The 19405-nt window shown below is 72.1% G+C and carries 18 protein-coding genes and 1 pseudogene; 11 read left to right on the forward strand and 8 right to left on the reverse strand.

What is annotated here, in order from left to right:
* Window positions 1–20: 20 nt before the first annotated feature.
* The 6 genes from HMPREF3099_RS08575 to HMPREF3099_RS08600 form a co-directional block, all read right to left on the reverse strand.
* Window positions 21–1478: an alanine/glycine:cation symporter family protein gene (locus tag HMPREF3099_RS08575; RefSeq protein ID WP_070705578.1), complete on the reverse strand. Its 1458-nt coding sequence runs from the start codon at window positions 1476–1478 to the stop codon at window positions 21–23.
* 74 nt (window positions 1479–1552) lie between these two features.
* Window positions 1553–3091, reverse strand: coding sequence for an ABC transporter substrate-binding protein (locus tag HMPREF3099_RS08580; protein ID WP_070705579.1), 1539 nt, complete (start codon window positions 3089–3091; stop codon window positions 1553–1555).
* Between the two features lie 107 nt (window positions 3092–3198).
* The gene (locus HMPREF3099_RS08585) at window positions 3199–3870 is read right to left on the reverse strand and encodes a hypothetical protein (RefSeq protein WP_141494201.1); all 672 of its coding nucleotides are present in this window, start codon (window positions 3868–3870) and stop codon (window positions 3199–3201) included.
* Window positions 3867–5102: a hypothetical protein gene (locus HMPREF3099_RS12455; RefSeq protein ID WP_070705581.1), complete on the reverse strand. Its 1236-nt coding sequence runs from the start codon at window positions 5100–5102 to the stop codon at window positions 3867–3869. The genes HMPREF3099_RS08585 and HMPREF3099_RS12455 overlap by 4 nt, the downstream gene beginning before the upstream one ends.
* Window positions 5099–5854 (reverse strand): ABC transporter ATP-binding protein, encoded by a 756-nt coding sequence (locus tag HMPREF3099_RS08595; RefSeq protein ID WP_070705582.1) that lies wholly within the window; start codon window positions 5852–5854, stop codon window positions 5099–5101. Before HMPREF3099_RS08595 ends, HMPREF3099_RS12455 begins: the two co-directional genes overlap by 4 nt.
* Window positions 5855–5867: 13 nt before the next feature.
* Window positions 5868–6236 carry a hypothetical protein gene (locus tag HMPREF3099_RS08600; RefSeq protein WP_070705583.1) on the reverse strand — a complete coding sequence of 123 codons (369 nt, stop codon included), beginning with the start codon at window positions 6234–6236 and terminating at the stop codon, window positions 5868–5870.
* 204 nt (window positions 6237–6440) lie between these two features.
* Between HMPREF3099_RS08600 and HMPREF3099_RS08605 the strand changes: the two genes are divergently transcribed.
* Together HMPREF3099_RS08605 and HMPREF3099_RS08610 are read left to right on the forward strand one after the other, a co-directional pair.
* A complete protein-coding gene (locus HMPREF3099_RS08605; protein ID WP_070705584.1) occupies window positions 6441–7598 on the forward strand; it encodes an oxidoreductase in 1158 nt (385 codons plus the stop codon).
* 114 nt (window positions 7599–7712) lie between these two features.
* Entirely contained in the window at window positions 7713–8429 is a 717-nt protein-coding gene (locus tag HMPREF3099_RS08610; RefSeq protein WP_070705585.1) for an arsenate-mycothiol transferase ArsC, read from the forward strand.
* Window positions 8430–8494: 65 nt separating this feature from the next.
* Here HMPREF3099_RS08610 and HMPREF3099_RS08615 read toward each other — a convergent pair whose 3' ends face one another.
* On the reverse strand, window positions 8495–8809 hold the full coding sequence (locus tag HMPREF3099_RS08615; protein WP_070705586.1) for an ArsR/SmtB family transcription factor: 315 nt from the start codon (window positions 8807–8809) through the stop codon (window positions 8495–8497).
* A gap of 146 nt (window positions 8810–8955) precedes the next feature.
* Here HMPREF3099_RS08615 and arsB point away from each other — a divergent pair, with 146 nt between their 5' ends.
* The 6 genes and pseudogenes from arsB (at window position 8956) to HMPREF3099_RS08640 (ending at window position 14578) form a co-directional block, all read left to right on the forward strand.
* Window positions 8956–10056 carry an ACR3 family arsenite efflux transporter gene (gene arsB / locus HMPREF3099_RS08620; RefSeq protein WP_070705587.1) on the forward strand — a complete coding sequence of 367 codons (1101 nt, stop codon included), beginning with the start codon at window positions 8956–8958 and terminating at the stop codon, window positions 10054–10056.
* Window positions 10053–10487, forward strand: a pseudogene (locus tag HMPREF3099_RS13510) (arsenate reductase ArsC); the annotation flags it as partial. The gene arsB and the pseudogene HMPREF3099_RS13510, both read left to right, overlap by 4 nt.
* Window positions 10485–10925: an arsenate-mycothiol transferase ArsC gene (locus HMPREF3099_RS13515; protein WP_256374423.1), complete on the forward strand. Its 441-nt coding sequence runs from the start codon at window positions 10485–10487 to the stop codon at window positions 10923–10925. The pseudogene HMPREF3099_RS13510 and the gene HMPREF3099_RS13515, both read left to right, overlap by 3 nt.
* 7 nt (window positions 10926–10932) lie before the next feature.
* Entirely contained in the window at window positions 10933–12063 is a 1131-nt protein-coding gene (locus tag HMPREF3099_RS08630) for an ArsO family NAD(P)H-dependent flavin-containing monooxygenase (protein ID WP_070705589.1), read from the forward strand.
* Entirely contained in the window at window positions 12060–12842 is a 783-nt protein-coding gene (locus tag HMPREF3099_RS08635) for a class I SAM-dependent methyltransferase (protein WP_070705590.1), read from the forward strand. The genes HMPREF3099_RS08630 and HMPREF3099_RS08635 overlap by 4 nt, the downstream gene beginning before the upstream one ends.
* 287 nt (window positions 12843–13129) lie before the next feature.
* Window positions 13130–14578, forward strand: a complete 1449-nt coding sequence (locus tag HMPREF3099_RS08640; RefSeq protein ID WP_237769806.1) for an HNH endonuclease signature motif containing protein — start codon at window positions 13130–13132, stop codon at window positions 14576–14578.
* A gap of 344 nt (window positions 14579–14922) precedes the next feature.
* On the opposite strand, the gene bioB is transcribed toward HMPREF3099_RS08640, so the two are convergent.
* Window positions 14923–15960 (reverse strand): biotin synthase BioB, encoded by a 1038-nt coding sequence (gene bioB / locus HMPREF3099_RS08645; protein WP_070705601.1) that lies wholly within the window; start codon window positions 15958–15960, stop codon window positions 14923–14925.
* Window positions 15961–16090: 130 nt separating this feature from the next.
* Here bioB and HMPREF3099_RS08650 point away from each other — a divergent pair, with 130 nt between their 5' ends.
* The 3 genes from HMPREF3099_RS08650 to HMPREF3099_RS08660 all read left to right on the forward strand — a co-directional run bounded on the left by HMPREF3099_RS08650 (window position 16091) and on the right by HMPREF3099_RS08660 (window position 19345).
* Window positions 16091–16360, forward strand: a complete 270-nt coding sequence (locus HMPREF3099_RS08650) for a hypothetical protein (RefSeq protein WP_070705592.1) — start codon at window positions 16091–16093, stop codon at window positions 16358–16360.
* A gap of 251 nt (window positions 16361–16611) precedes the next feature.
* Window positions 16612–18471 (forward strand): acyl-CoA dehydrogenase, encoded by a 1860-nt coding sequence (locus tag HMPREF3099_RS08655; protein WP_070705593.1) that lies wholly within the window; start codon window positions 16612–16614, stop codon window positions 18469–18471.
* Between the two features lie 220 nt (window positions 18472–18691).
* Complete coding sequence (locus HMPREF3099_RS08660) at window positions 18692–19345, forward strand: hypothetical protein (protein WP_070705594.1); 654 nt, start codon at window positions 18692–18694, stop codon at window positions 19343–19345.
* The last annotated feature ends 60 nt before the right edge of the window (window positions 19346–19405 follow it).

A 19405-nucleotide genomic window follows, 5' to 3' on the forward strand; every position in this document is an offset into this window, starting at 1 on the left:
CCGCCCGAGATCCATGCCGCTCACCGCTTCTCCCCCGCGGCGGCGCGGACCTCGGGCATGCCCATGCCGTCACCCCACAGCGAGACGTTCCGGGCCTGCGGCAGCTCGGAGCGGCGGAACACGGGCTCCTCGCCCCGCTTGCGCTGATCGTCGTAGTTCTTGAGCATCGCGATGGCCAGACCGCCCAGCGGCAGGATGGCGATGAGGTTGATGGTGGCCATGAAGCCCATCACCAGGTCGGCCAGGTTCCACACCAGCGCCACCGAGCCGAGCGCGCCGCCGACCACGCACAGCACCACCAGCACGCGGAAGACGATGATGGCCAGCTGGGCGTTGCGCTTGCCGGCCAGGAACCGGATGTTGGCCTCCCCGTAGTAGCTGTTGCCCAGGATGGAGGACCACGCCAGGAAAAAGATGACCACCGACAGGAACGGCCCGGCCCAGCTGCCCACCTGCTCCTGCAGGGCGCTCTGGGTGAGGCCGATTCCCTGCGGGTCGTCGACGCCGAACTGGGGGTTGGACAGCAGGATCACGAAAGCCGTGGCCGAGCAGACGATGATGGTGTCGAAGTAGACGCCCAGGGCCTGCACCAGACCCTGCTTGGCCGGGTGGCTCACCGAGGCCGTCGCCGCCGCGTTGGGCACCGAACCCATACCGGCCTCGTTGGAGAACAGGCCGCGGCGCATGCCCTGCATCAGCGCCGCGCCGATGCCGGCCCCCGCGACCTCCTTGAAGCCCAGCGCGTGCCCCACGATGTGGGCGAACATGGCCGGGACCTCGGTGATGTTCAGCGCCACGACCACCAGGGCCACCAGGATGTACAGCGTGGCCATCACCGGGACGATGACCTCGGTCACCGCCGAGACCCGCTTCACGCCACCGAAGATGACCACGCCGGTCAGCCCCGCCAGCACCAGGCCGGTGATCAGCGCGATGTTCTCCACCCCGGAGAGCGTGTCCTGCAGCGAGTAGCTGATCGAGTTGGACTGCACGGCGTTGAAGACGAAGCCGTAGGTGAACGTGATGATCACGGCAAAGAGCACGGCCACCGGATTCCAGCCCAGCCCGTCGCGGATGTAGTACGCCGGCCCACCGACGTACCCGTCCCCGCCCTTGACCTTGTACAGCTGGGCCATGGTGGACTCGACGAAGGCCGTCGCGCCGCCGATGATGGCCAGCACCCACATCCAGAACACCGCCCCGGGGCCACCGACGGCGATGGCGACGGCCACCCCGGCCACGTTGCCGGTGCCCACGCGGGAGGCCGCGGAGACGGTGAAGGCGCGGAAGGCGGAGATGCCGTCATCGGAGTCCGAGCCGGGCTTCTCCAGGATGTTGCGCACCATCTCCGGCAGCAGGCGCAGCTGCACGACGCCGGTGCGGAGGGTGAACCAGACACCGGCGATGACCAGGAGCACGATCACCAGGTACCAGTAGTACCCGTTGATGTCGGAGATCTTGGTGGCGAGAGCATCCATGGGGGCAGCGTACGTGGGCCGCGGGCCGGAACCGCAGTTCCTGATGGGGTGACGCGCACCGGAGGACGCTCACCTCATCGGCGCAGGGCGGTGAGGTCGAACCCCTCGGTGACGGCGTTGGTGGGGATGCCCTGGATGTCGGCGTCGGCCACCACCAGGTTCGGCAGGAGGAAGAGGAAGTCCGCCGCCGCGTCGGTGCTGATGATCTCGGCCGCCTTCCTCATCTGCTCGGTCTGCTCCTCCTGCGTGCCGGCGTCCGCGGCCTGCAGGGCCTTGGTCAGCTCGGGGTTCTCGTAGCGCAGGTAGTACTCGGGGTTGCCGAACACGTTGCCGAGGTCGCGCGGCTCCACGTGGGCGACGATGGACAGGTCGTAGTCGGCGCTCGAGTACACCTGCTCCAGCCACGATGCGGGGAACTCGAGCTGGTCGAGCTGCACCCGCAGACCGGCCTCCTCCAGCTGCGACTTCACCACCTGCCCGCACTCGGTGGCGTACGGCAGGGTTGGCACGCGCAGGCGCAGGGGGCGGTCGACGCCGGCCTCCTCCACCAGGTCCTTGGCCTTCTCCAGGTCGTGGGGGAAGTCGCCGGTGCGGTCGGTGTACCAGGGGTCGGTGGGCGGCACCATGGAGCCGATCAGCTCGCCCTTGCCCGCCCAGCAGGTGTCCAGCAGCGCCTGGTGGTCGATGGCATGACGGATCGCCTGGCGCAGCGGCTCGGACTGCATGGTGGCGTTGCCGTGGTTGAAGCTGAGCACGACCTCGCCGTTGGTGGTGCCCTCGATGACCTGCAGGTCGTCCTTGCCCTCGAACTGGCTGAGGGACTCCGGAGCCTGCACGGTGGTCTCGATGTCGATGTCGCCGGTGAGCATCGCGTTGTTCAGCGCGGTGCCGTCCTTAAAGTACCGGAAGACGGCCGTGGCGAAGTACGGCTTCTCGCCCGTGAAGTCCTCGCGGCGCTCCAGGGTGATGCGGTCACCGCGCTTCCAGTCGGTGACGTCGTACGGGCCGGAGCCGACCGGATTGGTGGCCAGCTCCGCATCGGTCTCGCTGGGGAAGACGGCGCCGACGCGGGTGGTCATGGCGTACAGCCAGCTGTTGCTGGGCTCGGACAGGGTGACCTCGACGGTGTGGTCGTCGGTGGCCTCGGCGGACTCGACGACGTCCATCTGGGACTTCAGCGAGCTGGTCCAGGCCGTGCCCTGCACGGCCTCGATGCTGGAGACCACGTCCTGCGCGGTGAGCTCGCTGCCGTCGGAGAAGGTGCGGTCGGTCGGCAGGGTGAAGGTGTAGGTGAGGCGGTCGTCGGACACCTCGTGCGACTCCGCGAGCGCATCGACGATCTCGCCGGACTCGGGGTCGACGGTCACGAGGGTCTCGTAGACGTTGCCGAGCAGTAGCTGCGGGATCGCGGCACCGTCACCGGTGCGGAAGTCCAACGTGGCGGGCTCGGCCACCAGGCCGAGGGTGACGGTCTCGTCGGAGGGCCCGCTGGCCCCCTCGGAGCCGGAGGTGCCGGAGCCGTCGGGGTCGGTGGAGCTCCCGGCGCTGCAGGCAGTGAGGACGAGCAGTGCAGCCCCGGCGAGGGCTGCGGCGCGGCGGGTGGAACGGTTCACGGCGACTCCCAGATCGCGGGGCGGCACCCTTGCCACCCTCGGACGGCGCACAGTCTGCGCCGTCGGGGGCCCTCTTGGCCAGTTCCCGGCGCCCGGGGGGTGGTGGTTCAGGCGTCCAACCCGACGAGGGTGGGCCGCGTGGTGCGCCAGACCCACACCGCCGTACCCGCCGCCCACACACCCCAGGCCGCGGGCATCGATGCGGGGTGCGGCGTGCTGGCATCGACCGCCCACGGCAGTCCCACGTCCCCCACCAGTGCCTGGCACACCACCAGCGCGGCGGCGAGGGCCACCGCGAGGACGGAGCCCACCCAGCGCCCCAGCAGACCGATGCAGGCCAGCGCGATCCCGGCCGCCGTTAGCCCAGCGCCCACGGACTGCTCGACGACACCCGGGTAGACGATGAGGTGGACCGCTTGGCCAGGGGCCTGGCTGACGGCATCTCGCACGGACTCCGGCCACCACCCTGCGAGCACCTTCGCGAGCCGGGGGACGGCCACGGCCACCAGGGCCACAACCAGGCACGGAACGAGGGCCCACCCCCTCAGCCGTGGGTGCCCGGTGACCTCCCACAGCCGGTGGGCCGGAGCCCACGCCGCGGCCGTGGCCACTGCGGTGAGCACTGCGAGCACCTCCCAGAAGCGCACCATGCGTGGGTGGACGAGGTCCACGTGGACGGCCTGTCCCCAGCTGATGGACATCGCCACCAGTGCCAGCGCGACCGCCGCGCCCGCGGCACCCGCCGAACGGCCCGACAGCCACATTCGCCAGGGGCTCACCGGAGGGCCTCGGGGCCCAGGCGGCAGGACTTGATCTCGCTCCGGTGCTCGGCGTACCAAGCGCGGAACTCCTCGACCGACAGGGCGGACGCACCTGTCCCCTTCTCCGCCGGCCCGGGGGAGGCAGCGCGACGGCGGATCTCCTCGGCCAGGTCCGTCGAGGCCTCCATGTTCCCCTGGGCGACCCCCGGCCCGCAGGAGCTGCTGCCCGCAAGCTGTGATGCCACGCCGCGCGTCACCGTGCCCACCGCGGAGGACCGGTCCCGTTGCCCGAGGCCCCGCAAGGGGAGGTCGGTGGGTTGGTGGGATGCCGCCGCCTCGGTGGCCAGCGTCATCGGACCCGCTCCGGTCGCGCCCACCATCGCGTCGATGCTGCCGCTCGCCGCGGCCACGAGCTGCTGCTCCTCGGGGGCCGAGCAGAGGGTGACGTGCTGCCGCTCGAGGCACACCGCCTCACCGCTGGCGGTGACGATGTCGGGTCGAAGCCCCACCGAGACGGCCGCCAGTGCGACCGCACCCGCCCCCGCCGCCAGGGCACTGGCCGGCAGTTGACGGGCTCCTCGTGGGGTGGCCAAACGCCAAGCGGCCAGCAGCAGCAGCGCCCCGGCCACCAGCGCCAGCACAGCCAGTCTCGAGAGCGTCGCAGGCCAGGCCATCTCCCACCCGGGCGCGGGGAAACCATTGCCCCACCACGGCGTGATGCTGGCCAAGGGGGTGCCTCGCACCTGCGCCGGCAGGAAGAGCAGGGCGAGGGTCACGAGCGGGGCCAGGAGCACACCCCATCGGCCCAGCAGGGTGCCGAGGGCCATCCCGAGGATCGGCCACAGGGCCAGCAGTGCGATGCCGGCGACGGTCGCCAGAGCGTCCCCGAAGCCGAGCGATCCGGGCGCTCCCCGGGCGAGGGTGATGGTCAACGGCACCAGTCCAATCACGCCCCCCGCCCACAACGCGACGACCAGCGAACCCACCTCACCGGCCAAGAGACTGGGGATGCTGCGGCCGGTCGACCGCCCGGGGGCGACGCTGCCGGGACCGTGCCGCAAACCCGTCACCGCCCCCCACACCGCACCGAGCACCGCCGCCCAGACCGAGTAGTCCCGGACGGTCAAGGGAAGGCGCCCCCAGTCAGCCGGGGGCCAGTCACGGGGTGCCTCCACGGCGAAGGAGAGCGCCACGAGCAACGCCAGCACCGCGAGCGACAGCGGGTGGTGGGCGGCGGACAGGCGCCTCATGCGGCGGGCACCGGGTCGGCCAGGACGGCGCGGTAGCCCGCCTCGAGGGGAGACACGACATCGCCCCCGCCGAGATCAGCCAGATCCGCCACGGTGCCGTCGAACCGGAAGCTGCCGTGGTCCATCACGACAGCACGCTGGGCGATGTGCGCGATGTCCTCGACGATGTGGGTGGTCACGACCACGATGCGATCGCGTCCCAGCTCAGCCAGGTCGTCGCGCAACCCAGCGCGCTGGACCGGGTCCAGAGCTGCGGTGGGCTCGTCCAAGAGCACCACCTGCGGGTCATGGGCCAAGGCACACGCGATGCCGAGGCGCTGGCGCATGCCGCCGGACAGGGAGCGTGCGCGGGAGGTGGCCCGGTCCGACAGGCCCACCCGCGCCAGGGCGCGGTCTGCGGCGGCGGGCACCTCCGCCGCATCGACCCCCTGCGCCCACGCCGCGACCTCCACGTTGCGGCGGACACTGGAGAAACCCATGATCGTGAACTTCTGCGGCAGGTAGCCGATGAGGCGGCGGGCCCCCTCCAGACCCGGGCCGGGCCGCTGGCCCTCGAAGACGCGATGGTCCCCGATCGCCAGCGAACCGGCGGTCGGTGCGACGTGCGTGGCGAGGATCGACATCAGCGTGCTCTTGCCCGCTCCGTTCGGCCCCAGCAGACCGAACACGCCGGGCTCGAGGGTGAGGTCGACCGCATCGAGCGCGGTCCTGGTGCCGTACCGCTTGGTGAGCCCTGCCGCCTGCAGCTGCACGTCGTTCCTCTCGTCAGAACGTGAATCGGTCCGAGGCCACGGATGCCCCGGTGGCACCGTAGATCTTGGTGAAGTAGACGTCACCGCTGGTGCCGCCGCCCGACAGGTACTTCCGGCTACCCAAGAGGTACCCCTCGTAGCTGGAGACCACGTAGTCGGGCCCCCACTTCGCGTGGATCAACTTGCCGGTGACGTCACCCTTCGAGCACCCGGACCCGAAGCGAGAGACGTACCCCGACACCTGCCCCGGGGCGCCGTACCCCGGCGTGGCTGCGTAGATCTTGCACCCGCTTCCATCCGTCGTGCCCGCGGCCTGAGCGATCATCGGGGTGGCACAGATCGTCGCCGCCGCGACCATCAACCCCGTCCACTTCTTGTTCACGATTCCTCCAGTGTGTGAAGTGCCGGCATGTGCCGACTCAAGAATTCCACACACACACGATGTCCATACCCAGGGGAGATCTTGGGCAAACCTTTACCCAACTGAACTGGTCGAGGGCAGACGAGGTTCACGCGGACTGAGGAATTGCGGGCCACAAGGGTGCGTTCACGCCCCGGACGCCCGCCCCACCACATCGGAGGACCCATGCCCCGCCCCATCGCCCTGTTCGAGCCCATGACGCTGCGCGACCTGGAGGTCCGCCACCGGGCGTGGGTGGCCGCGATGTGCCAGTACTCCTGCGACCCCGTGACCGCGCCCGGCGTGCCCAACGACTGGCACCTGGTGCACCTGGGTGCCTTCGCCACCGGTGGAGCCTCGATGATCGTGACCGAGGCAGCGGCCGTCACCCCCGAGGGCCGGATCTCCCCCCACGATGCGGGGATCTGGAACGACGAGCAGGTGGCCGGCTGGCGCCGCGTGAACGACTTCGTGCACGGCCTGGGCACGGGCGTGACCACCGCGGTGCAGCTCGCGCACGCCGGGCGCAAGGCCTCGACCTGGCGCCCGTTCGGCACCGACGGCCGCAGCGGGTCGGTGCCGGTGGGGGCCGACGCGCAGGGCTACGCGCACAGCATCGAGACCTCCGGGTGGCAGACGGTCGCCCCCACCGACGAGGCCTTCGGCGACCTCGATGCGCCCCGCGCGCTGACCGATGCGGAGGTCCGCGCCACCGTGACCGCGTTCGGCGACGCGGCCGAGCGCGCTGTGGCGGCCGGCTTCGACGCGGTCGAGATCCACGGCGCCCACGGGTACCTGGTGCACCAGTTCATCTCGCCGTTGGTGAACACGCGCACCGACGCCTGGGGCGGCGACGAGGCGGGCCGTCACCGGTTCGGCCTCGAGGTGGTGCGCGAGGTGCGCGGGCGCGTCCCCGCATCGATGCCGGTGCTGCTGCGCATCTCCGCGACCGACTGGGAGGACGTCGAGGGCGACGTGGCCTCGCTGCAGCGGTTCGTGGTGGCCGCGGCGGAACTGGGGGTCGACTTCGTGGACGTCTCCAGCGGTGGCAACCTGCCGGCGCCGAAGATCGTCTCCGGGCCGGGCTACCAGGTGCGCTTCGCGACGGCCGTGCGGGAGGCGTTGCGGGAGGCCGGGTTCGAGGTACCGGTGGGGGCAGTGGGTGAGATCAGCTCGCCGCACCAGGCCGAGACGATCGTCGGGCAGGAGCAGGCCGATGCGGTGCTCCTCGCGCGGGCGGCTCTGGCGGACCCGCACTGGTGGATGCGCGCCGCATCGGAGCTGGGGGCGCAGCCGGTGGCCATCGGGCAGTACGAGCGGGCCCGGGTGGACCGGCTGGCCTGAGCCGCCCAACTCGCCGGGCGCCGAAACCCTTCCCCGAAAGTGAATACTGGGTTAACATCGGGTGAATTACCGGGGCGGAGGCACGGGATGCCCCGCCGCACGCAGGAGGCACCCATGACCATCATCGGCACCGCCCAGCAGTACGAGCACGCGGTGGAGCGACTGGCCAGCGAGTTCGACGCCGTGTTCACCCGCGACGAGGTGGCCCGCGAGCTGCACGCCGTCCGCGAGGACATGGAGGCCACCGCCAGGGTCCGCGACCACATCCCGGTGCTGGCCGAGCGCTACGCCAAGGAGAACCTCCAGGCCCTGGCCCACGCCCGCGGCGCCACGGTCACGGGGCACCCGGTGGTGATGTTCGTCAGCCCTCGCAACGCCAGCGCCACCCAGATGGCCGCCGTGATGACGGACAAGTACTCCGGCGGCCGCATCCACGTGCTCTCCGGCGGGGTCCGCCGCGCCAAGGAGATCGCCCCCGCCGTGATCCAGGTGATGCAGGAGCACGGCATCGACACCACCACCCTGTACCCCCGCGCCGTGAACCGCGACGTGCTCCACGCCGCCGACGTGGTGGTGAGCATCGCCAGCCCCGACCTGGGCGAGGACTTCACCGCCAAGCAGCACGTGGACTGGCACATCACCCTGGACGAGGACGACGTCGAGTCCGTGCGCGCCACCCGCGACGAGCTCAAGGTCCGCGTGGACGCGCTGATCGAGTCCCTCCTGGGCGAGGGTTCCGTCCTCTCGGCCGAGGAGGCCGCCGCCTACCAGGCCGCCAAGCAGGGCAGCCGCACCCAGACCACCCCGGCCCGCGAGGCCCAGCCCGCCTGACGGACCTGATGGGGTGAGCCCGGCCGGTGCCTCGTCGCACCCGCCGGGCTCACTCGCGCCGCGACTCAGGCGAAGAGCTCCCCCACGGCCGCCCACGCCTGCTGGTCGAGTGCGTACCAGGCCCACTGCCCCCGCTTCTCGCGCGTGAGCAGCCCCGCATCGACCAGCACCTTGAGGTGGTGGCTGACCGTCGGCTGCGCCAGGTCGACCACCTCCTGCAGGTCGCACACGCAGGCCTCGCCGCCGTCGGCCGCGCGGATGGCGGCCACCAGCCGCACCCGCGCCGGGTGCCCGAGCGCCTTCATGACCGATGCCGTGTGCTCGGCCTCCGCGTCCGAGATCGCCACCGGGAGCCCACCACAGCACACATTGACGTCCATCGATGCATTGTGTCACGATTCCTCCATCGACAGCTGTCGATGCACGGGCGCGTCATTCCCCTCACGTCGTGGCGCGTCCCGTGTCCACCCCTGCACGATCCCCGCCGACGCCCTCCCCCCCCGACCGCCCACCGAGAGGACCCCCGGTGACCACCACCCAGACCCCACCGGATGCCGCCGAGGCCCAGGTCACCGAGCGCCTCTCCACCCTGGACCGCTACCTGCCGCTGTGGATCGGCGCGGCGATGGTGGCCGGGCTGCTGCTGGGCCGCATCGTGCCCGGGGTGGGCGAGGCGCTCAACACCGTGCAGGTGGACGGCATCTCGCTGCCCATCGCCATCGGCCTGCTGGTGATGATGTACCCGGTCCTGGCGAAGGTCCGCTACGACCGCCTCGACACGGTGACCGCCGACCGGCGCATGCTGGGCAGCTCCCTGCTGCTCAACTGGGTGCTGGGCCCGGCGCTGATGTTCGCCCTGGCGTGGATCTTCCTGCCCGACCTGCCCGAGTACCGCACGGGCCTGATCATCGTCGGTCTGGCCCGCTGCATCGCGATGGTCATCATCTGGAACGACCTCGCCTGTGGTGACCGCGAGGCCGCCGCCGTCCTGGTGGCGATCAACTCGGTCTTCCAGGTGGTCATGTTCGGCCTGCTCGGCTGGTTCTACCTGGCCGTCCTGCCCGGCTGGCTCGGCCTGGACACCACCGGGCTGGACGTCTCGATGTGGCAGATCGCCAAGAGCGTGCTGATCTTCCTGGGCATCCCGCTGGTGGCCGGCTTCCTCACCCGCCACCTCGGGGAGCGCCGGATGGGCCGCGAGCGCTACGAGAACCGCTTCCTGCCGGCCATCGGCCCGTGGGCGCTGTACGGGCTGCTCTTCACCATCGTCGTGCTCTTCGCCCTGCAGGGTGAACAGATCACCTCGCGCCCGCTGGACGTCGCCCGCATCGCGCTGCCGCTGCTGGCCTACTTCGTCCTCATGTGGGGCGGTTCGTACGCCCTGGGCCGGGCGCTGGGGATGGGGTACGAGCGCACCACGACGCTGGCGTTCACCGCCGCGGGCAACAACTTTGAGCTCGCCATCGCCGTCGCGATCGCCACCTTCGGACTCACCTCCGGTGAGGCCCTGGCCGGTGTGGTCGGGCCGCTCATCGAGGTGCCGGTGCTCGTGGGGCTGGTGTACGTGTCCCTGTGGCTGCGACGCCGCCTGTTCCCCGCCTCCGTCCGCGAAGGAGCGACCGCATGACCGACCAGCCCACCCCGGCGCCCGCCGGCGACCGCCCCGCCGTCATGTACGTCTGCGTGCACAACGCCGGCCGCTCCCAGATGGCCGCGGCCTGGACGCGTGCGCTGGGCGGCGACCGGGTGGAGGTGCGCTCGTCGGGCTCCCAGCCGGCCGAGGCCGTGAACCCGGCCGCCGTGGAGGCGATGGCGGAGGTCGGCATCGATGTGGGCGCCGTGGCCCCGCGCGTGCTCAGCCGCGAGGACATGGAGGCCTCCGACGTGGTGGTCACCATGGGCTGCGGCGACGAGTGCCCGTACGTGCCCGGGGTGCGTCGCGAGGACTGGGCGCTGGACGACCCGGCTGGGCGCCCCGTCGAGGAGGTCCGTCCGGTGCGCGACGAGATCCGGCGGCGTGTGGAGGAGCTGCTGCGCTCCCTCGGCGTGGAGCCGATGGCGTGGCCGCGGCCGCAGGAGCGCGTGGTGACCTTCGTGTGCTCGAGCAACCGGGGCAAGTCGCAGATGGCCGCCGGGCTCATGCGGCGTCTGGCCGTGCCCGGCGTGCAGGTGCTCAGTGCCGGCGTGGCCGCCGCGCCGTGGGAGAAGGGCGTCAACGGGGAGTCGGCGGAGTCGCTGGGCCTGGTGGGCGCCTCGCTGGCCGGGGAGCACCCCAAGCAGCTGACGCCGGAGCTGGCGGCGGCGAGCGACGTCATCGTGCTGGTGGGCGACAACGCGCAGCTGCCGGCGGAGCTGGAGGGGCACCTGCCCGGTGACGTGCGCCGGTGGAGCACCGAGGAGCCGTCTGAGCGCGGACTCCAGGGCGCCGAGCGCATGGCGGCCCTGCGCGACGAGATCGACGGCCGGGTGCAGGCGCTGGCGGACGAGCTGCGCTGAGGCACCGGTGGACGCGGAGGCGGACGTCGTCGTCATCGGCGGCGGGCAGGCCGGACTGGCCACGAGCTACTGGCTGCGGCGCGCCGGCATCGGGCACGTGGTGCTCGACGACGCCGACGGGCCGGGTGGCGCGTGGGCGCGGATGTGGCCGAGCCTGCACGCGTTCAGCCCGCCGCAGCACTCGTCGCTGCCCGGGTGGCTCATGCCGCGGTGGACCGGTGAGGGGGCGTTCCCCTCGCGGCAGCACGTGGCCGACTACCTGACGGCGTACGAGGAGCGCTACGAGGTGCCCGTCCAGCGGCCCGTGCGGGTCGATGCCGTGCGGCGCGAGGGCGAGCGACTGGTGGTCGAGGGGCGACCCGAGGGCGAGAGATCGGCCTGGTGGGGGCGGGCCGTGGTGAGCGCCACCGGCACGTGGTCGCGGCCGTTCTGGCCGAGCGTGCCGGGCCTGCGGGAGTTCGCAGGCGCACAGCTGCACTCGGCGCAGTACCGGGGGCCGGAGTCGGTGCCGGGCGGGCGGGTGCTCGTGGTGGGTGGAGGCAACACCGGGGCGCAGCTGGCGGCGGAGCTCGCGGCATCGCGCGAGGTGGTGTGGGCGACGCAGCGTCCGCCACGCTTCATGCCGCCCGAGGTGGACGGACGGGTGCTCTTCGACGTGGCCACAGCACGGCGGGCCGCCCTCGATGCCGGCCGTCCGGACGACGGCGGGGTGGGGACGCTCGGCGACATCGTGCAGGTGCCGGAGGTGCGCGCGGCCCTGGCCGAGGGGCGCTTGGGTGCCGTGCCGATGGTGGCGCGGCTCACCGCATCGGGCGTGGTGTGGGGCGAGGAGGCGGCGGAGGCGGCCGGTTCCACGTGGAACAGCCCGCCCGTGGCGCCGGGCGAGGAGCTGCCGGTGGACGCCGTGCTGTGGTGCACGGGGTACCGACCGGCGCTGGCCCACCTGCGCCCGCTGGGGGTGCGCGGTGAGCGCGGGCACGTGGCGGTGGCACCGGGGTCGATGACGCGGGCCGCCGGGGAGCCGCGGCTGCACCTCATGGGCTACGGAGACTGGACGGGGCCGGCGTCGGCGACGCTCATCGGAGTGGGGCGGCCCGCACGCGCGGCGGCGCGGGAGATCGAGGAGGTGCTGCGGTGAGCGGGGCGGGGTCGGACGGTGCGTGGGGCGCGGTCGAGGCGTACCGACGGTCGTTCGGGGCGCTGTGTGCCGGGGTGCACGACCTGCTGCTGGACGCGCTGCCCGCCGGGCGGGTCCTGGACGTCGGGTGCGGTCCGGGCGGGCTGCTGGGACGGGCGCTCGACCGAGTGTGGGACGTGGCGGGGGTCGACCCCTCACCCGCGATGGTGGCCTGCGCCGCGCGCGTGGCACCCGGACGGGTGGAGGTCGGCGGGCTCCCGCGCCTCACGGTGGCGAGCGGGAGCCAGAGCGGGGTGGTGGCGAACTTCGTCGTGAACCACCTCGGCCACCCGGTCGACGGGGTGCGCGAGATGGCGCGCGTGCTGGCGCCGGGCGGACGCGTGGCGATGACGGTGTGGCCGGCAGGAGGCGCCGGGTGGGGTGGGCTGGTGGGCGAGGTCTTCTCCGCAGCGGACGCACGGGAGGTGGCGCCGGAGCGACTGCCCGAGGAGGTGGACTTCCCGCGGACCCCGCAGGGCCTGGCCGGCCTGTGTCGGGAGGCCGGGCTGACGGTGCGCGAGGCCCGGACCGTGGAGTGGGAGTGGGCGGTGGCCCCGGCGGACCTGTGGGCGGGTGTCGAGGCGGGGATCGCCGGGCCCGGGCGCAGGTTCCTGGCGCAGGACCAGGCGACCCGGGTGCGGGTGCGGGAGGCGTGGAGGGTTCGGGCGGGAGCCCGGGCGCAGGGTGGCGTGCTGCGCTTCTGGAACGAGGCGGTGCTGGTGGTGGGTGAGCACCGATGAGCGGATGTCCACAGGGTCCGCTGGCCGGGCAGCCCCAGCATCACACCGTCCACATGTTCGATGCGCGGGTTGCACTTGATGCAATACATGTACTATTCTTGAGGTAGCCGGTCGGACAGGGGGTCCGACCCTCGGTGAGCCACGAGGGGGTGGTGTACGTGCCCAAGACGATGCCGGAACGGTTCCCACAGGACGCAGGTGCGCCACCCCGCGTGGTCGACGGTGGCTCAACCACAGCCCCGATCGCGCCGGGGCAGCCGCCGGGCAGCGCCGGCGCCTGGCACGAGGTGACCGAGGCGTTCGCCGCCGCGGACCAGGCCGTGGACCGACTGCTGGCCGCGCTGACCGCGGCCGGCTCCGAGGAGGACCTGCCCGTCAGCCCCTCGGAGCTCGAGTGGTTGACCCGGACCGCCACGCGCTTCGGGGACCGGGGCCAGCAGGTCCGCGTACGCTCCCACTCGGTGCTGGCCACCGCGCGCCGGGCCGGGCGGGCCGTGCACGACGACGACGCACAGTTCGCGGCGGCAAAGAACGCCCGCACCTCTGGCGGGACGCGGCGCGACGCGGTACTGGCCGAGGCACTCGCGGAGCCCGTGGGCCCTCCCCCGTCTCCGGGGACCACGTCGGACGAGGCGGGAAGTCCCTCGACCCCTGAACCGGGGCCGCCCACCGCGCCGGGACCGCGTCCGTTGGCACGCGCGCTCGATGCGGGGCTGCTCTCCCAGGAGCACGCGATGGTGGTCCTGCAGGAGCTCGACGCCCTCCCCGCAGACGTGGACCCCGCACTACGACTCCGGGCCGAGGAGGTGCTCGTCCGCAAGGCCGAGCGACTGACTCCTCGTTCGTTGCGCCGGGCGGCTCGCCGCGTCCTGGGAGAGCTGGGCGTGCCGGAGGCCGTGGTGGACAGCCACCAGGACGAGCGCGTGCGCACTCAGGAGCAGAAGGCGTGGGAGGCCGCGTCCTTCTGGATGCGCGACAACGGCGACGGCACCGTCCACGGGCGGTTCACCCTCCCCGCGCTCCAGGGCCACATGCTCGGCAAGGTGCTCGATGCGCTCGTGGCACCGCGGCGACTGGCGCGCAAGGACGCGACGGACAGGACCCCAGTCGAGACTGCGGGGCCAGAGGCAACCGGGAGGGAGCACCTCTCGTGGAAGGACCGGCAGGTCGACTGGGCCCACGAGAAGGGCAAGGCCCTCTGCGAGCTGATCGACCACCTGCCCACCCACGAGTTGGGCGGTCGGACCAACGTCACGGTGCTGGTGACCACCACCCTGGAGACCCTGCGCGGTGAGACCGACCGAGCCGGCCTCACCGACACGGGGGTCGAGGTGTCTGCCGGCGAGGTGCGCCGACTGGCTGCCGGCGCGGGCATCGTCCCGGTGGTCCTCGGCGGCGACTCCGTCCCCCTCGACCTCGGGCGACGGACCCGGTTGTTCACCGAGACGCAACGCCGGGCCCTCGCCCTGCGCTACACCGAGTGCGCCGAGGAGAACTGCGATCGACCGTTCGCCTGGTGCGAGGTCCATCACGTGGACCCCTGGGGGTCCGGGTCGGCCCGGGGCGGCCCCCCGGGCGGGGCCACGGACCTGGTCAACGCCCTCCCCCTGTGCGGCCGGCACCACCGGCGGCTCGAGGACCCCTCGCTCACCCACACGATCACCTGCGACGGCGAGGGCCGCGGGGTCCTGCGTTTCCACCGGCGGGGCGGGCGGAGCAGGAGGGCGGACCAATGAGTGGACACCGCCCGCCCTGCCGTCGACCCACACGGGTCGGTCAGGTCGCTCATGCTGCCCAGGACACTCGGGCCGCTCAGGCCGTGGTGACCCCGTGGCGGGAGCAGGACGCCGTCCACCCGCGTGGCGTCACCTGCACCACCATGCGCCGACGGCAGGCAGGGCAGTACCGGGGCGGCTCCAGCTCGAGGCGCCGGGTGCAGGTGTCGTGCCCGGCATCCGCGAGCGGCTCGCCGCAGTGTCCGCAGTACGTGGGATGGACGGCGTGGGCGTCAGGGGTGGCGGCGCCGGCGTCGGCACCCCTCCCACCGCCGGCCACGACCCTCGGACCCTCAGCCGCCACGTCAGATGGTCTTGCTGAGCGCCTGGATGGGCATCTTCAGCTCGGCCAGCAGGTCGAGGTCCTGCTGCGGGTCGCGACCCAGCGTCGTGAGGTAGTTGCCCACGATGATCGCGTTGATGCCGCCGGTGAGGCCCTGGCGGGTCCCGAGCTCCCCGAGGGTGATCTCACGGCCGCCGGCGAAGCGCAGGATGGTGCGCGGCAGGGCCAGGCGGAAGGCGGCGATGGTGCGCAGCGCGTCCTGGGCCCCCATCGGCTCCAGGTCGCCGAACGGCGTGCCGGGGCGCGGGTTGAGGAAGTTCAGCGGCACCTCGTGCGGCTCCAGGGCCCCCAGCTCGGCGGCGAGCTCGGCGCGCTGGCGGACGGACTCGCCCATGCCCACCAGGGCGCCGCAGCACAGCTCCATGCCGGACTCGATGACCATGGCGCAGGTCTCGAGGCGCTCGTCGTAGGTGTGGGTGGTGACCACCTGGTCGAAGTAGGAGCGCGCCGTCTCGAGGTTGTGGTTGTAGCGGTGGACGCCCATCTCCACCATCTGGTCCACCTGCTCCTGGGTGAGCATGCCCACCGAGACCGCGATGTCGATGTCCACCTCGGCCTTGATGGCGGCGATGGCGTTGCGCAGCTGGTCCATGAGGCGCTCGTCCGGACCGCGCACGGCGGCCACGATGCAGAACTCGCTGGCCCCGGTCTCCTTGGTCTCCCGGGCGGCCTTGATGAGCTCCTTGACGTTGAGCCACACCGCGCGCACCGGGGAGGTGAACTGCCCGGACTGGCTGCAGAAGTGACAGTCCTCCGGGCACCCGCCGGTCTTCAGCGAGACGATGCCCTCGACCTCGACGCCCTCACCGTTGTGACGCACCCGCACCTCGTGGGCCAGGGCCAGCAGCTCCTCCACGCGCTCGTCGGGGAGGTTGAGCACCTGCTCCACCTGGTCGGCGTCGAGGCCCACGCCGCGCTCGAGCACCTGCTCACGGGCGACGGGGAGGATGTCCCCGGAGTCGGCGGGGCGGGCAGCGGTCAGGGTGGTGGCGTCCGTCATGCGGACCAGTGTGACCCACGGCACGCAGCGGCCGGCACCCGGGGCCGGGTGTCTCGGCAATCCTCGTGCGCGAGGCTGGTTGCACCGAGAGTCGTGACCGCACCAGCACCAGCACCGAGGAGGACCTCGCATGACCACCCGCCCCACGCCGCGCCTGCTCCCGATCGGAGTCGGCCTGCTGACCCTGGGCCTCGCCCTGTTCCTGTGCGTGTGGTTCTCCACGGACATGGCTGCCATCGACGCCATGGAGCAGGGTGGCCCGGACGCCCCCGGGATGACCACGGCCGAGCTCACGGCGATGCTCGCCTCGCCGGCCCTGCTCCTGGCGGGCCTGGTGCTCGCCCTGGTCGGCTGGGCCCGCCGGGAGGCACCTGCAGGAGCCAGCACACAGCGCCGGTGACCGGAGGCAGGGACAGGCGGTGCACGCTGCCCCGGAGGCAGGGGCACGGGTGGCGCACGCTGACCCCGGGCGCGCGGACAGAGGCGGTGCACGCTGACCCGCCCCCGCTGGCCACAACGGTTCCACCCCTCCGCAGTATCCGGTGCACGGTGTTGCACACAGTGCCGGGGCCGGGCATCATGTGTGACACAGCGCACCGGGTACTTGCCTCCGCCCGGCACGACCCCACCCTCGACGAGGAGCAGGCACCGATGAGCCACTACAAGTCCAACGTCCGCGACCTGGAGTTCAACCTCTTCGAGGTGTTCAACCGCCAGGAGGTGCTCGGTCAGGGCGTCTTCGAGGAGGTCGACGCCGACACCGCCCGGGAAGTGCTGTCCGAGGTGGCCCGCCTGGCGGAGAACGAGATCGCCGCCTCGTTCGCCGAGGCGGACCGCAACCCGCCGGTGTTCGACCCGCAGACCCACTCCGCGACCATGCCCGAGGCGTTCACGAAGTCCTACCGGGCGTGGGCCGACGCAGAGTTCTGGCGCCTCAACCTGGAGCCCGAGCTCGGTGGCACCCTGGCCACCCCCAGCCTCAACTGGGCCATCGCCGAGATGGTGCTCGGCGCCAACCCGGCCGCGTACATGTTCTCGGCCGGCTTCAGCTTCGCCAACATCCTCTTCCGCAACGGCACCGAGCAGCAGAAGAAGCTCGCCCAGCTCATGATCGACCGCCAGTGGGGCGCCACGATGGTGCTCACCGAGCCCGATGCCGGGTCCGACGTGGGCGCCGGCACCACCAAGGCCGTGCAGCAGCCCGACGGCACCTGGCACCTCACCGGCGTGAAGCGGTTCATCACCAACGGTGACGCCGACTTCTACGAGAACAACGTGCACTTCGTGCTCGCCCGCCCCGAGGGCGCCGGCCCCGGCACCAAGGGCCTCAGCCTGTTCATCGTGCCGAAGTTCCACGTCGACCTGGAGTCCGGCCAGATGGGTGAGCGCAACGGCGCGTTCGTCACCAACATCGAGCACAAGATGGGCCTCAAGGTCTCCACCACGTGCGAGCTGCGCTTCGGCGAGGACCCCGACGTTCCTGCCGTCGGCACGCTGCTCGGCGAGGTGCACGACGGCATCGCGCAGATGTTCCAGGTCATCGAGTACGCCCGCATGATGGTGGGCACCAAGGCCATCGCCACCCTCTCCACCGGCTACCTCAACGCGCTCGAGTACGCCAGGAGCCGCGTGCAGGGCGCCGACATGCTGCAGATGGGCGACAAGGCCGCCCCGCGCGTGACCATCACTCACCACCCGGACGTGCGCCGCAGCCTCATGCTGCAGAAGGCCTACGCCGAGGGCCTGCGCGCCCTGGTGCAGTACACCGCCACCTTCCAGGACACCGCCCACGCGTGGCGCGCCCAGAACCCCGGCGCCGAGCCCGAGGCCGGGTCCGAGGCGGCGATGGCCGACCGCATCAACGACCTGCTGCTGCCGCTGGTGAAGGGCGTCGGCTCCGAGCGGGCGTGGGTGCTGCTGGGCACCGAGTCGCTGCAGACCTTCGGCGGTTCGGGCTTCCTGCAGGACTACCCGCTGGAGCAGTACGTCCGCGACGCCAAGATCGACACCCTCTACGAGGGCACCACGGCCATCCAGGCCCAGGACTTCTTCTTCCGCAAGATCCTGCGCGACCGCGGCGAGGCCCTCGGCGCGGTGGCCGGTGAGGTGCAGGCCTTCCTGCAGGCCGGCGGGGCCGAGGAGCTCGCCGGTGCCCGCGAGCAACTCGGCAAGGCCCTGGCGGAGCTGCAGCAGCTGCTCGGGCTGCTCACCGGGTGGGCCCAGGCCGCCCAGTCCGACCCGCAGGAGCTCTACAAGGTGGGCCTGCAGTCCACCCGCCTGCTCATGGCCGCCGGCGACGTAGTGATCGGCTGGCTGCTGCTGCGCCAGGCCCAGGTGGCCTCCGAGAAGCTGGCCGCGGGCGCCGCCGGCGAGGACCGGGACTTCTACACCGGCAAGGTGGCCGCCGCGCGCTTCTTCGCCACCGAGGTGCTCCCGCGCATCGGGGCGGACCGTCGGGCGGCCGAGGCGACCGGCCTGGACCTCATGGAGCTCCCCGAGAGCGCCTTCTGAGCCCGGGCGGCCGAGACCACCCGGAGGGTGACCGCGCCCTCCGGGACCGCACCGGGAGCCCGACCACGACCGGTGGTCGGGCTCCCTCCCTCCACCCACGGAGTGACGGCCCCCGCCGGGACGGCCGCCTAGCGTGAGGTCGATCCCACCCCCACCGCGTCGTCCCGGTGCCGCACACCCCGTGCCGCCACCCGCGCCGCGCCATCAGAAGGAGAGCACCATGCGTACCACCCGCACCCTCGCCCTGCTGACCTCCGGCCTCGTCGCGGTCGGCACCCTCACCGCCTGCGGTGGCACCGACCCGCTGAGCAACGACGAGGCCAAGGAGGTGCTGCTCACCGAGGACAACTTCCCGCTGGACGGCTACAAGCGCGGCACCGTCGAGGACGGCGAGGCCAAGGACGAGGCCATGGACGTCTCCGAGATGGAGAATGGCCTCAAGCAGCTGGGCGAGATCAGCGAGGAGTGCCAGAAGGCCCTCGACGATCTGGACGGCCTCAAGGCCTCGGACCACATCGACCAGGGCGCCTCGGTGGACTTCACCAAGGGCCAGTCCAACGTCTCCGTCATCGCCGCTGGTGTGAAGGACGACGGCAAGAAGCTGCAGGACGCGTTCGCCACCCTGGGTGCGCACTGCGACGACATCGAGAAGTCCGAGGGGGGTCTGTCCGTGAAGATCGGCTTCGATGAGGTGGACCAGGACGACTTCAAGGGCACCCAGATCACCGTCGACGCCATGGGCCAGAAGAAGGAGACGACCATGGGCGGTCGCCTCGTCGGCGAGAACTTCGTCGGTGTCTTCGGCAGCGACGTCAGCAAGGACGACGTGCTCAAGGTGGCCGACGCGCAGGCCAAGGCCATCGAGGACAAGTGAGCCTCGGGGCCACCCGGCCCTGACCACCGCGAGGGGGCGGTCCGCACACGGTGCGGACCG

Source organism: Kytococcus sp. HMSC28H12 (genome assembly GCF_001816045.1).
GTDB classification, from domain to species: Bacteria; Actinomycetota; Actinomycetes; order Actinomycetales; family Dermatophilaceae; genus Kytococcus; species Kytococcus schroeteri.

Bases quoted from the DNA above. Each gene is read 5' to 3' on its own strand.
- HMPREF3099_RS08610 (WP_070705585.1), top strand. From the start codon at position 7,713: ATGACCATCATCGGCACCGCCCAGCAGTACGAGCACGCGGTGGAGCGA.
- HMPREF3099_RS08575 (WP_070705578.1), bottom strand. From the start codon at position 1,478: ATGGATGCTCTCGCCACCAAGATCTCCGACATCAACGGGTACTACTGG.
- HMPREF3099_RS08650 (WP_070705592.1), top strand. From the start codon at position 16,091: ATGACCACCCGCCCCACGCCGCGCCTGCTCCCGATCGGAGTCGGCCTG.
- bioB (WP_070705601.1), bottom strand. From the start codon at position 15,960: ATGACGGACGCCACCACCCTGACCGCTGCCCGCCCCGCCGACTCCGGG.
- HMPREF3099_RS08655 (WP_070705593.1), top strand. From the start codon at position 16,612: ATGAGCCACTACAAGTCCAACGTCCGCGACCTGGAGTTCAACCTCTTC.
- HMPREF3099_RS08615 (WP_070705586.1), bottom strand. From the start codon at position 8,809: ATGGACGTCAATGTGTGCTGTGGTGGGCTCCCGGTGGCGATCTCGGAC.
- HMPREF3099_RS08605 (WP_070705584.1), top strand. From the start codon at position 6,441: ATGCCCCGCCCCATCGCCCTGTTCGAGCCCATGACGCTGCGCGACCTG.
- HMPREF3099_RS08660 (WP_070705594.1), top strand. From the start codon at position 18,692: ATGCGTACCACCCGCACCCTCGCCCTGCTGACCTCCGGCCTCGTCGCG.
- HMPREF3099_RS12455 (WP_070705581.1), bottom strand. From the start codon at position 5,102: ATGAGGCGCCTGTCCGCCGCCCACCACCCGCTGTCGCTCGCGGTGCTG.
- HMPREF3099_RS13515 (WP_256374423.1), top strand. From the start codon at position 10,485: ATGGCGTGGCCGCGGCCGCAGGAGCGCGTGGTGACCTTCGTGTGCTCG.